Raw genomic sequence first — 12,826 nt, 5'->3', positions numbered from 1 at the left:
CGGCAAGGTCGGTTCCTCCGGATGTCGAGACCGAGAATTGCAACCTGGTGCTTGGGACTGGGATCCGGATTTCCCACACAGGTTCCACGACGTGTTAAGCGTTTGGTAACTCTCCTAAGTCGAAAGCCAAAAGGTATTGGCTCCTTTTGCCCGCGATAGGTGTTAGGGCTGACATCGGGGCGAGACAAAAGGAGAAAAGACCGGGATGGCCACGGTACTGAACGCCAAGGGCGTTCCACTTCCCTATAGCGGGTCCTCCGTAAAGTGGTATTCGGCGACGAATTCCGGCCCAACACTTTATGGCAGCACGTCCAACGACTCGATATATGGGGACGGCAGTGTCACCGTCACGATGTATGGCGGCAAGGGCGATGACATCTATTATCTGTATTCCTCGAAAAACAAGGCGGTCGAGCGGCCCGGCGAGGGTGTCGACACCATCTCGACCTGGATGAGCTATAAGCTCCCAGCGAATTTCGAGAACCTGACGGTCACGGGCGACAAACGCTATGCTTTTGGAAACGAGCTGAACAACATCATTACCGGCGGCTCCGGCCAACAGACGCTCGACGGCTTACAGGGCGATGACGTGCTCAAGGGCGGATCCGGGGCGGACATTTTCATCGTGACCCCCGGCAACGGCAGTGATCTGATCCTGGACTTTGGCGCTCAGGATACCGTCCGTGTCGGGAGCTACGGCTTCACCTCCTTCGAGGAGGTGCGCGCCAACATGGTCCAGTCGGGAGCGAACGTCCGACTCAATCTGTCCGACAACGAGTTTCTCGTCTTCGCCAACAAGACCATCGGCGAGTTTACCGCCAGTCAGTTCAAGATGGCCGTGGACAGGTCGGCTCTGGAACTCACCTTTTCGGACGAGTTCGACACGCTGGACCTGTGGAATGGCTCGAGCGGCACCTGGGACTCGAATTTCTGGTGGGGAGCCGCAAACGGCAGCTCGCTCACGAGCAACAAAGAGCTTCAATGGTATATCGATACCAACTACGCCCCGACGCGTTCCGTCAACCCGTTCAGCGTTGATGACGGTATTCTTACGATTACCGCCGCCAAGGCTCCTGCGGCGATCCGGCCCGAGATAAACAACTACCAATACACGTCAGGTTTGCTGACGACCTACGAATCCTTCGCGCAGACCTACGGCTATTTCGAAATTCGGGCCGACATGCCCGAAAAACAGGGTGTATGGCCGGCCTTCTGGCTTCTCCCGGCGGACGGCTCCTGGCCACCGGAACTGGACGTCGTGGAGATGGTCGGTCAGGATCCAAACAAGCTCATTCTGACAAGCCACTCGAACGAGACGGGGACTCAGACGACAGTGACCTCGACGGCGTATGCCGCGGATACCGAAGGGTTCCACACATATGGCGTGCTGTGGACAGAAGACGAACTCGTTTGGTATTTCGATGACGTCGAAGTTGCTCGTGCCGCAACGCCTGCCGATATGCACGAGCCGATGTATATGCTGGTCGATCTGGCGGTTGGTGGCATCGCGGGAGCGCCTGCCGACGGGCTTGCGACGCCCGCGGAAATGCAGATCGACTACATCCATGCCTATGCGTTGAACGATTGGATTATCTAGGCGTAACTCCTGACGGTGGGCTCTGCACGGACACGTTCGTCATCAGGCCTGATTTCGGGCGCGGTCATTGCCGCCTGAGACTGAACCGGGACTGATGTGAAGGCGATGTCGCATCCCCATCCATCCGAGCCGCCGCGAACGACCCTCGCAGCGATTCTGGCTTCCTTCCGGCGGGCGTTGGCGGGAATTGCCTTGATGAGCGGCGTCGTCAATGTCTTGGCGCTGACCGGCTCGTTTTTCATGCTGCAGGTCTATGATCGCGTCATACCCGGCCGCAGCGTGCCGACGCTCGTCGGGCTTGCCGTGTTTGCCGGCACACTTTTCGTCTTTCAGGGCGTTCTCGAACTCATCCGGTCGCGTTTGCTGGTGCGCATCGGAATGGCGCTGGATGCGCGCTTGAGCGGACAGGTCTATGCCGCTCTCATGCGTTTGCCGTTGCGCACCAAGCTCGCAGGCGACGGCCTCCAATCGTTGCGTGATCTTGACCAAGTGCGATCGTTTATGTCGAGCGCCGGTCCGACCGCGCTTTTCGACCTGCCCTGGATGCCGCTCTACCTCGCAATTTGCTTCCTGTTCCATTTCTGGATCGGCATGACGGCGCTGGCCGGCGTGGTGATTCTCTTCAGCCTGACATTGCTTGCCGAAATTCGCACGAGAGAGCCCGCCAGAAAGGCAAACAGTCAAGCGGCAGCGCGCAATACGCTTGCCGAAGCGACACGTCGCAATGTCGAGGTTCTGCAGGCCATGGGCTTTGGATCACGCATCGCCGAGCGCTGGTCAGGGATCAATGCTGACTATCTCGACACCAATGCAACGGCGAGTGACCTTGCCGGGACACTCGGAACGATCTCGAAGATCCTGCGCATGATGTTGCAATCGGGTATCTTGGCGATAGGCGCTTATCTGGTCATCCATCAGGAAGCGACCGGAGGCATCATGATCGCCAGTTCGATCATGATGAGCCGGGCGCTCGCACCAATCGAACTGGCTATCGCGCACTGGAGGGGTTTCGTCACCGCCCGCCAGGCCTGGACCCGGTTGACCCAGCTTTTGGTCCTGCTTCCCGAAACTGCGATAAGTGTCTCCCTGCCTGCACCGAGATCTGCTCTTTCGGTCGAAAATATCAGTGTCACACCGCCGGGAGAGCGCCGTTTGGTCGTGCAGGACGCCACCTTTGCATTGGAAAGGGGCGTCGGCCTCGGCATCGTCGGGCCGAGCGCTTCTGGCAAGTCATCGCTCGTGCGCGCTATTGCCGGTATATGGCTCCCGGTTCGTGGGACCGTCAGGCTGGATGGCGCAACGCTCGACCAGTGGTCGCCGGAAGAGCTGGGCAACCATGTCGGCTATCTGCCGCAGGATGTGCAATTGTTCGACGGCACCATTGCCGAGAATATCGCGCGCTTCGAACCACAAGCACCCTCGGACAAGATACTGGCGGCTGCGCGCGCGGCCGGCGTCCATGATCTCGTCATCCACCTGCCGGAAGGTTATGAGACGCGGATCGGCGAGGCCGGGTCGGCACTTTCGGCTGGCCAGAGACAGCGGGTTGCGCTTGCACGGGCTCTCTACGGTGATCCGTTTCTTGTTATTCTCGACGAGCCTAACTCCAACCTCGATGCGGAAGGCGAGGCCGCGTTGACGGAAGCAATTCAAAGGGTCCGCGCTCGAGGCGGCGTTGCCATCGTGGTCGCACACCGGCCGAGCGCGCTGGCAAGCCTGGATCAGGTTCTTGTGATGGCGAACGGCCGCATCCAGGCCTTTGGCCCGAAGAATGAGATCTTGAACAAGATAACTCGCCCAGCAGGCGTTCCCTTGAAGGTCGTTTCCGGGCTTGAAGAGACGGCATCCTGATGGCGCAACCCACGATATTCGCGGCGGATCGCACTATTCGACGCTATCTGCTTGGCGGTGTCGCAACCTGCATCCTGCTGGTCGGCGGGGCGGGGAGTTTGGCTGCCGTCACCACGCTCTCCGGAGCCGTTATCGCTTCGGGAAAATTGGTCGTCGATTCCAGCGTCAAGAAAGTACAGCATCCAACCGGTGGCGTGGTCGGTCAAATCTTCGTCCGGGAAGGCGATACCGTGCAATCAGGCAAGGTTTTGATCCGCCTCGATGAGACGATCACTCGGGCCAATTTGGCGATCGTCACGAAGAGCTTGGACGAATTCGAGGCGCGACTGGCTCGCCTTGAGGCCGAGCGCGACGGCAAAGGAAGCATCACCTTTCCAGCTTCGCTTGTGTCACGGCAGGATGCCCCTGAGGTTGGTCGGGCGATGGCCGGCGAGCAATCACTGTTCGAATTTCGCCGACAGGCACGCGCCGGTCAGAAGGCTCAGTTGGAAGAGCGCATTGCGCAGCTTGCCGAAGAAGTTTCCGGCCTGACCGAGCAAAGAGATGCCAAGAGCCAGGAAATCAAGCTAATCGGATTTGAGCTCGAAGGCATGCGCGGACTTTGGCAACGCAAGCTGGTTTCAATTGATCGCATAACTGCGCTTGAACGCGATGCCGTGCGGCTTAAAGGTGAGCACGGGCAACTGACTGCGGCCATAGCGCAATCGAAAGGACGTACGTCGGAGACCCGATTGCAGATCATTCAGATCGACCAGGATTTGCGCAGCGAGGTGGCGACCGAACTGCGTGACGTCCAGGCAAAAATCTCTGAATTCGTCGAGCGCAAGGTCTCGGCTGAAGATCAGCTCAAGCGTATCGATGTTCGCAGTCCGCAGACCGGCGTCGTTCATCAGCTCGGCGTGCACACTGTCGGTGGTGTGATTTCTCCGGGAGAACTCATCATGCTGATAGTCCCGGTGACCGACGACCTGACTGTCGAGGCGCATGTGGCACCCCAAGATATCGATCAATTGACGCCAGGGCAAAGCGCGACCTTGCGGCTGTCGGCATTCAATCAGCAAACAACACCGGAGCTGAACGGTGTCGTGGGCAAGATTTCCGCCGACCTGAATTTCGATGAGAAAACAGGCGCCGGCTTTTACACCGTGCATGTTGTTTTGCCGCGCACAGAGCTTACCAGGCTCAAGGGCCTGACCTTGGCGCCTGGAATGCCCGTCGAGGTGTTCTTTTCGACCAGCAGCCGCACCATGCTGTCCTATCTCGTGAAACCTTTGGCGGACCAAGTCCAACGGGCATTCAGGGAAGAGTAGGCTGCGTCTCTGGGCGAGCCGACGAGCTAAATTCCGGAACAAGGGCGCGATTTTGCCGTTTGGCCTGAAACTGGAAGCGATCCCACATGTCCGAGTTGACGAATGAAGAGATCGAGGGGCGGCTGAATGCCCAGCGGGAGACTTTGTCGCTAGTCGTCGCGCTGCTTGCCGGCCCCGACGCCACTTCCGAGCGAATATGGGCAGAACTGGAGGCCCGTTTTCAATTCCAGAATAATCAGGAAGACCCCGGCGCCTTGCCAAGCAGTGCATTCGCCATTGAGAGCGCGATGATGCGGGAGTTCAAGCTGATCGCCGAAGAAGCGCGGGCACGCAAGGCGGAATGGAATGACACGGACAAGCCACCCATAAGAGGGGCTAGCTGAAATCGCGAGCCCAGCGAGTGCGATGCTGCACCATGGCCAAAGCGCATCGGGCCATCGGGTCTTGTTTAAAGCACGAAACGGGCCTGACCTATGGCAAATGACGGCACGACCCTTCCGACGGTTCTTATCACCGGTAGCAGCGGCTTCCTCGGGCAGGCGATTGCGCGAGGCTTGATTGACCGCTACCGCATCATCGGCCTCGACGTAGCAATGCCGAAACATCCCCCCGCCAACATGGAGACGATCGAGATCGATCTCACCTCCGATGAGGGCGTGAGCAGGGCTGTGGAGGCGGCGCGAGAGCGCAGCGGCGGTCGCATCGCGTCAGTCATTCATCTTGCTGCCTATTACGACACGACCGGCAAGGACAATCCGAAATATGATGCCGTCACCGTGCAGGGCACGCGCCGGCTCCTGAATGCGCTGACGGCGATCAAGACCGAGCAGTTCGTGTTTTCCAGCACGCTTCTCGTTCATGCGCCAAGTCCGGGGAAGGGCACGAAAATAAATGAAGACTCGCCGCTTGACCCGGCCTGGGCCTACCCCCAATCGAAAGCCGAAACCGAGGCGCTGATCTCGAGGGAGCGCGGCGAAATCAAAACGGTGATCCTGCGGTTCGCCGGCGTCTATGACGAAGACTGCCGGGCGGCCTTCGTTGCCCAGCAGATCGCTCGCATCTTCGAGCGCTTGCCGACCGCCTATTTGTTCGCCGGCGATATCACCGCCGGCCAGCCCTATCTGCATAAGGACGATCTCGTCGATGCGGTGGTGCGCACCGTCGACCGGCGCGCCGAACTTCCAGTCGAAACCGTGCTTCTGATCGGCGAAGAAGACACACCCTCATACGAGGAGATGCAGAAGCGCATCGGCCGGCTCATCCATGGCGAGGACTGGCGAACCTTGGCGCTGCCGAAGGAGCTGACGAAGCTGGGCGCCTGGTTGCAGACGGAGGTGCTCGATCAGGACACCGACATCAAGCCGTGGATGATCGAGAACTCGGACGATCACTACGAGATCGATATCTCGCGGGCCGAGGCTCTGCTGGGTTGGGCACCACGACACAGCCTGCTGGACACACTGCCGGAGATGATCCGGCGGCTGAAACAGGACCCAACGGATTGGTACGCGGCCAACAAGCTCAATCCGCCCGTTGTCGCGGCTTCGGATCCCGAGATCGAGCAGGCGGAAAGGCGCCTCAAGGGACCGCTCGAGCGAAGCAAGAAAGACGTCGAGGCGGCCACAAAACGGCATCGGTTCAGAACGCTCTGGGCGCCGATGACCAACGCTGCGCTCGGACTGTGGCTGGTCACGTCGCCGATGACGGTTGGCCTGTTCGATCCCGTCGCAGCCGCAATACCTCCCGCTCTGGGACATGCTATTGCGGAGCCCGAATTCCGCAACGCCGGTCTCGGTGTTAGCGAAATCGTTTCCGGCCTGCTCGTGACGGTCTTTGCGTTGCTGGGCATGCTCCAACGCTGGCGCTGGGTGCAGTGGATCACGGCGTCGCTCGGTCTTTGGGTGATGCTTGCGCCGTTGCTGTTCTGGACGACCAGCCCTGCCGCCTATGCTGTCGACACGCTTGTCGGCATGCTGATCGTCGCCTTCGCGGTGATGATCCCGCCGACCCCAGGTATCAGCCGTCGCGCGCTGGCGGCCGACGACGACCGCCCGCTGGGCTGGACCTATTCGCCATCCACCTTCACGCAGCGGATCCCCATCGTGACGCTGGCCTTCGTCGGCCTATTCGTTTCGCGTTATCTCGCCGCCTACCAGATGGGCCACATAGATGGGCTATGGGATCCGTTCTTCGGCCCCGGCGGCGCACCGGTGCGCAACGGCAGCGAAGCGGTGGTGACGTCATGGGTCTCGCAAGGTTTTCCAATAGCCGATGCCGGGCTCGGCGCCTTCGCCTATTGCCTCGATATCCTCGCCGGCGCGATCGGCGACCGCCGGCGCTGGCGCACCATGCCGTGGATGGTGCTCCTCTTCGGCTTGCTGATCGTTCCGCTCGGCGTGGTCAGCGTCTCCTTCATCATCATCCAGCCACCGCTGATTGGTGCGCTGTGCACGCTCTGCATCCTCCAGGCCGCCGTCACGGTGGTGCTGATCCCCTACTCGGTCGATGAGGTGCTGGCGACCATCCAGTATCTCTGGGGCGCCACGAGGGCGGGCGAGCCGTTCTGGCGTACCTTCTGGAGGGGCGGACCGGCGCTGTCGGAGAACCAGACGCCTGACACCGACCTAGACCGTCCAGCTTCCGCGTTGCTGAAGGAATTTGTCACCGGCGGCGTGAACTTCCCGTGGACGCTGGTTGCGAGCACGCTGCTCGGCGCCTTGCTGATGACAACGCCATTGATCTTTGGCACGCAACCGCCGCTCTATTTCAGCGATCACGTCGTCGGCTGTCTCATTATCATGGTCGCAGTCACGGCCATGGCCGAAATTGTCCGGCCGCTGCGCTTCCTCAATGTAGTGCTTGGTGCATGGATCGCGGTGTCACCCTTCGTGTTTGCCAGCGGTGGAACCATCGCGATCGCGGCGGACGTTGTGATCGGTCTGGCGCTGATCGTGCTCAGCTTGCCGCGCGGCACGCGCAGCGACCAACATTATGGCGGTTGGGATCGAGCGATTGTCTGAGCAATTCGACTTCAGCACCTGGCGATCTGAGCCGATATCGTCACGGGTGCAGTGACCAGGTCCGTCACGACGAGGCTTTGACCCCGAGCTTGCGGGCCTTATCTTCGAAGTCATCTTTGATGTCCTCGATTGTCGGCAGATGCAGGCGCCGCAGCTGAGAGTGCACCTTCTTGGCGGCGTCGGAGCTCAGGTCGCGTTTGAAATTGACGACGACCTGCTGAGCGGAGTCGTAATTGCGATAGCGCTCGATCTCGGCCTTGGTCGCCTGCTGCACGTGCTCCAAGGTTTTGCGATCGGCATCGGATTTTCCACCCGGTTTCGCTCGCATGACCGGATTGAAGGCCTTGCTGATGACGAATTCGGCCAGTTCCTGCTGGGCGTTAGCCATGATCATTTCTCCCTCGAATTTGGCTGTTCGGCCTTAACCCACGCGGAAATTGAAAGTTCCCTCAGGGACGGTTTTGTCGCGGCCGGGCGCTACATTAATCGCAGGCTTGGAAGCGCTTGGTTCAGCCGATGTCTGGTGGCTGTTAGTCCGCAGCAGGTTGGATGGAACCAAGCTGCAAATCTGCCGTTGGCCTCATCAACGAAACACGTGCAGAAGGCGAGACGCACTACGCAAGGTTTCGCGCAACCAAAATCGGGGAGCCGGAGTATGACCAACATGCCAGACGAAACAATTGGCGGAGATCGGATAGGCTCAAGCACAGACAATACCGAGCACGCCGATGAGCGCAGTCCCGATGGTCATCAGGGCAGAAAGGACAAGCGACAAGATCAAGCCGCCGAGCCGGACAACAACCGTCCGCAAGAGGATCCGGCAGAAGGTTCGCGCGACACGGTGGAGCACGAACTGGACAGACAGAAACAATCGGAGGCACCTCGCGGCGAGGTGAAGCGCGCGCGTGACGATCTGCAGCAGCAGGTCGAGGAAGAGATCGAGCTGCCTCAACGAGGCTCTGCCTGACGGCGCCGATCTAGATTTGTTCGCCGAGCAGGATTCTCGCATCCTTGGCCGCGACGATGAACGCCTGGCGCGCGACCCTCGGCGGCTTTTCGCCGCGAATAACGGCAAGGCAGGCTTCGATTGCAGCGAGTCGCGTCTTGGAGGCCGGCGCCGGCCAGTCCCTCAGCAGCACTTCAGCCGCGTCGGAGACCGACAAAACAACCCTGTCGCGATCGATCCGGCCAGGTTGAACAACAATCGGCTTTCTGAAACGTCTCGTACGCACGACACTCTCCAAAGTGGCAATATGTTAGCCGCGTCTGATCTTCTTGGCCACCTCAGATGTTGATTGCTGTCGGACTTGCTGCTGCCCTGTCCATGCGAGGCTTTGCGACCTCACCACGCCGCGCAGTTTGGCGTAATACAAGGTCACCCCGCGAAGGTGATCTCCCAGCCATATTGTCGGCTGGATTTGGCTATCAGTTGCCAGCTTAGGAGCAGACCCGACGCTGTGCTTCAAGGGGGCCAGGCAGTGTTATGAAATCATTGACTGCAATTGGGGGCTGCTTGGCTCTGTTCGTGTCGGCATGTACCTCATCCGATGAACAACAACTGGGTATCTCGAGCCCGCCGGTGAAATTGGCGGAGCCGCGGGTCGTGATCGAGGCCGACCCTGCGCCTCCGTTCACATATTGGGCACCGGAAGGCTCCACGATACGCAACCATCCGCGAAATCCCGCGATTTGGGTCGCGCAAGTCGCCGGCCAGCCGCAGCGATACTATTACGGAGATCAGTGTCAGGCGTCCCGTTACCAGCATCTTCTGGGTCGACCGCTCACTGAAATGCCGGATCCGCCGAAGGAAGCTGTCTGGCGCACCCACTGCTCGACATGCGCCCGCACCTCCGATCTCGGCTGGGCCCGGATGAACATCAGCTACGATGAGGACACTCGGATAATTGTCGAGATTGCCTGCGGGTGACCGACGATCTTTAGCTTGCCCATCGTCGCGTCGCGTTGGGGAAGACAGGCTTAAGCCATGAGCTGCTCGATGATCTATTTCACGGCCGACACACATTTCAGCGATCCCCGCATATTGCGTATCGATCGTCGCCCGTTCGGCTCGCTGGCAGAACACGATCGAACGCTGATCTCGCTCTGGAACGAAACCGTCAGCCCGGACGACGAGATCTGGCATCTCGGCGATTTCGCGAAGGGATCGGCCGAATTCGTTTCATCGCTCCTGTCGTCTCTTCATGGCCGGAAGCACTTGATCATAGGCAACAACGATGGCGCAGCGACTATCGGCGCCGCAGGTTGGGCCAGCACACAACATTATAAGGAGCTGACGATAGACGGCAGGTTGCTGATCCTTTGCCACTATCCTTTTCGCACCTGGAATCAGATCGGCAAGAAATCGATCGATCTGCATGGCCATTCCCACGGCAAATTGACCCCGGTTACACGCCAGTACGACGCCGGCGTCGACAGCTGGGATTTTCGACCGGTCACCCTTTCCGTCATCCTTGCCCGCAGGCGTCGGCGAACGGCCCGCCGCGATATTCAACGCAAGTGATCAAAAACGCGGATCATCCGGCTGTTGCTTACATGTTGGTATTCATTGTCCCCGAGTGAGGAATGCTTCCGGCGGCTAGATTTGCTGCGAACTCCGCATGCAGTTCATCTTCGTGTCCGAGATAACGAGGAGAAAAGTGCATCGGCACAGCATGTTCAACACCCGCAAGCCGGGCGATAGTGCCGGCTTCGGCCGCCGTGAGGTGCCGCTTCGCGGCGGCCAGCCGCCGATCTTCCTGCAGGAAGCCCGCTTCGATAAACAGTTGGTTCGCGCCGTGCGCAAGCGCAACGACACGCGCGAGATTTGCCTCGTTGAATGCGAGATCGGTCGCATAGACAATCCTCTGTCCGGGACCGGTTCTCAGGGCTCCGGCACCGAGGAGTTCGCCGACCGAGATATGCCGATCCGCGGTCGGGGCGAGTATCGTTTCGGGATCAGCTCCGCGCCGGACCGCACGCTTGGCTTCGTTCAACCAAGCTCCGACAGGCAAACCCAACGCTTCCAGTTGTGGTTTTTGCACATTGACCTGGATCTTTTCCTGAAACGCGAATGCAAGGCACGGAACGCCGTGGTCGAGCATTGCTGCTTCGACACGGAAATCGGGATCATCGAGCAGGATATTTCCCTCAGCTGGGGTTGAGGCCGTATCCTGCCGTGCGAAGCCCGATCGCGCCCGAAAGAGGCGGGAATGACGAAATCCGGCCGGCGTCCAGTCGCAGGCCGCTATCATGAAGTCGTGGGACTGTTCGTCGAGGAGATTCCACGTGTATGCGTTGAGCTTGGCTTGCACGGCCTCGGTCAACCCAGGCGGGCCGAAGAAATGCACTGTTCTATTCCTGTATAGAAATAACCGCAGGAGCCGATCGAAGCCGGCGAAGTGATCCATGTGCATGTGTGATACGAATACGTGGCTGACGCGCAGGATTTCGCGCGGCGAAAGTGGCGACAGATCACCAATGTCGAAGAGCATCGCCCGGTTGCCGAATCGGAAGTCCAGAAGAAGCCCCGCATCCGAGAAGGGATCGTTGACCAGGCGCGGCTGAACCAGCAACGTCACGGAATTCACCCGATACCGTTTTCGAATTTCGCCACTAGGCGCTCACCTTCAGACACGACCTGAACCTGAGGTCTATCCTCTCTAATCGTGCGCTCTGGGTAGCGGTTCCCATGGATATCGTTCGAAATGATGCAGAAGGCGGCGAGCCGGCCAAATCAGACTGAACGTTTTTGCCACCTTCTGCGTTGTCTCGGTTCGGAGCGAGGAGCAGACCGCAACGCGGGCAACCCGCGGTCACAACGAGGTAGCACCAAGAACGAGCGACATGACCGAGCACAAAGGCACTCAGCCGAGCGAGGCAAAGGGGACGGTGATCGCATTCTCAGCGCCGGGCTGCGAGCCCCTCTACGCTCACGAACGGGAAGCCGTGGCTGCCGTTGCCCGCACGATTGCGACCCTCAAGGGATTTGCCTTCCGGCGGGGCCTAGGCAACAGCATCCGCAATGGCGGCGGCTTGTATTTCGTGCCCGACGACAGCTTGCTTGTCACCGATGCGGCACGGCTGGGTATCGGCGGACCGCAAGACCTCTTCGGCGGCGTGGTGCCTTGGCGTTTCGCAATGACCAAGGCCATAACCCATGAACTGGTGGACGGCTTGGCCGAACGACCGAAAGAATGGTCAACCGGCTTCGGCAGAACTGTCAGCGCAGCAGTATTGCCTGGCTACACGGTGTTTTCGCGGCACGATGCGCTGCGGGCGGCCGAACGTCTGCTGAGGCTCGGGGTTGCCCGGCTTAAGCCGCCGCTTTCCTCGCGAGGCCAAGACCAACACATTGTTCTGACGGTTGCTGACGTCGAGAGGCTGCTTGAGCGGTACCGCTCCTCCGACTTGGACGAGTGCGGTCTGGTGCTCGAAGCGGACCTCCGCGACATCGTCACGCTGAGCGTCGGCAGAACGGAAATCGATGAGATCATTGTCGCCTATTACGGCACTCAAAGGACGACCACCGATAATGCGGGACAATCCGTTTATGGCGGATCCGATCTCATTGTAGTGCGCGGCGGATGGGAAGCGCTCGAAGACCTTCAGCTTCCTCGCGCACTGGCTTTGGCAACGGTGCAGGCGAGGGCCTATGACACGGCGATGGCTGACTATCCTGGATTTTTCGCCTCGCGGCGCAACTACGATATCGGCCAGGGCGTCGATTCGTCGGGCATCTGGCGATCCGGTGTGCTCGAAGCCAGCTGGCGCATTGGCGGCGGCAGTACTGCCGAGCTTGCAGCAATAAAGATCATGAAGCAGGACCCGGACATCCAACTCGTCCGTGCGTCCGCAGTTAAGGAGTTCGGCAACAACAGCCGGCCACCGGTGAACGCGGACGTTCACTTTCACGGAGAAGATCCCGATGAGGGCCCGATTACGCGCTATACCGTCATCAGCCATGCGATCCGGGAGCCCGCCAATTTCGCCGGCTCATGAGTGTCAAATTAAGATCGCAAAACGCTTAAACCAGGGAACATCCATGGGCG

General features: G+C 59.7%; 11 protein-coding genes. 8 read left to right on the top strand and 3 right to left on the bottom strand.

Annotated elements, in window-relative coordinates; all coding sequences use genetic code 11:
* Positions 1-205: 205 nt before the first annotated feature.
* The 5 genes from EN885_RS00265 (at position 206) to EN885_RS00245 (ending at position 7,778) form a co-directional block, all read left to right on the top strand.
* A complete protein-coding gene (locus tag EN885_RS00265) occupies positions 206-1,597 on the top strand; it encodes a family 16 glycosylhydrolase (protein WP_126103051.1) in 1,392 nt (463 codons plus the stop codon).
* 105 nt (positions 1,598-1,702) lie between these two features.
* Positions 1,703-3,448 (top strand): type I secretion system permease/ATPase, encoded by a 1,746-nt coding sequence (locus tag EN885_RS00260; RefSeq protein ID WP_128241464.1) that lies wholly within the window; start codon positions 1,703-1,705, stop codon positions 3,446-3,448.
* On the top strand, positions 3,448-4,758 hold the full coding sequence (locus tag EN885_RS00255; protein WP_128241463.1) for an HlyD family type I secretion periplasmic adaptor subunit: 1,311 nt from the start codon (positions 3,448-3,450) through the stop codon (positions 4,756-4,758). The genes EN885_RS00260 and EN885_RS00255 overlap by 1 nt, the downstream gene beginning before the upstream one ends.
* Before the next feature lie 86 nt (positions 4,759-4,844).
* A complete protein-coding gene (locus EN885_RS00250) occupies positions 4,845-5,141 on the top strand; it encodes a hypothetical protein (RefSeq protein ID WP_185928163.1) in 297 nt (98 codons plus the stop codon).
* A gap of 90 nt (positions 5,142-5,231) precedes the next feature.
* Positions 5,232-7,778 carry an NAD-dependent epimerase/dehydratase family protein gene (locus EN885_RS00245; protein ID WP_128241462.1) on the top strand — a complete coding sequence of 849 codons (2,547 nt, stop codon included), beginning with the start codon at positions 5,232-5,234 and terminating at the stop codon, positions 7,776-7,778.
* Positions 7,779-7,842: 64 nt separating this feature from the next.
* Here EN885_RS00245 and EN885_RS00240 read toward each other — a convergent pair whose 3' ends face one another.
* Complete coding sequence (locus EN885_RS00240) at positions 7,843-8,166, bottom strand: hypothetical protein (RefSeq protein WP_095486598.1); 324 nt, start codon at positions 8,164-8,166, stop codon at positions 7,843-7,845.
* Between the two features lie 267 nt (positions 8,167-8,433).
* Here EN885_RS00240 and EN885_RS00235 point away from each other — a divergent pair, with 267 nt between their 5' ends.
* Complete coding sequence (locus EN885_RS00235) at positions 8,434-8,745, top strand: hypothetical protein (RefSeq protein WP_128241461.1); 312 nt, start codon at positions 8,434-8,436, stop codon at positions 8,743-8,745.
* Positions 8,746-8,755: 10 nt separating this feature from the next.
* On the opposite strand, the gene EN885_RS00230 is transcribed toward EN885_RS00235, so the two are convergent.
* Positions 8,756-9,010 carry a DUF982 domain-containing protein gene (locus tag EN885_RS00230; RefSeq protein WP_095486599.1) on the bottom strand — a complete coding sequence of 85 codons (255 nt, stop codon included), beginning with the start codon at positions 9,008-9,010 and terminating at the stop codon, positions 8,756-8,758.
* Between the two features lie 764 nt (positions 9,011-9,774).
* Between EN885_RS00230 and EN885_RS00225 the strand changes: the two genes are divergently transcribed.
* Positions 9,775-10,299, top strand: coding sequence for a metallophosphoesterase (locus tag EN885_RS00225; RefSeq protein WP_095486600.1), 525 nt, complete (start codon positions 9,775-9,777; stop codon positions 10,297-10,299).
* A 28-nt stretch (positions 10,300-10,327) separates the two neighbouring features.
* Here the strand turns inward: EN885_RS00225 and EN885_RS00220 are convergent, their stop codons facing one another.
* A complete protein-coding gene (locus tag EN885_RS00220; protein WP_206437526.1) occupies positions 10,328-11,356 on the bottom strand; it encodes an MBL fold metallo-hydrolase in 1,029 nt (342 codons plus the stop codon).
* 265 nt (positions 11,357-11,621) lie between these two features.
* On the opposite strand from EN885_RS00220, the gene EN885_RS00215 reads away from it, so the two are divergent.
* Entirely contained in the window at positions 11,622-12,776 is a 1,155-nt protein-coding gene (locus EN885_RS00215) for a DUF3182 family protein (protein WP_128241460.1), read from the top strand.
* Positions 12,777-12,826: the final 50 nt, after the last annotated feature.

Source organism: Mesorhizobium sp. M6A.T.Cr.TU.014.01.1.1 (assembly GCF_004022765.1).
Taxonomy (GTDB): Bacteria; Pseudomonadota; Alphaproteobacteria; order Rhizobiales; family Rhizobiaceae; genus Mesorhizobium; species Mesorhizobium mediterraneum.
This window is presented reverse-complemented; position numbering and strand designations above follow the sequence as displayed.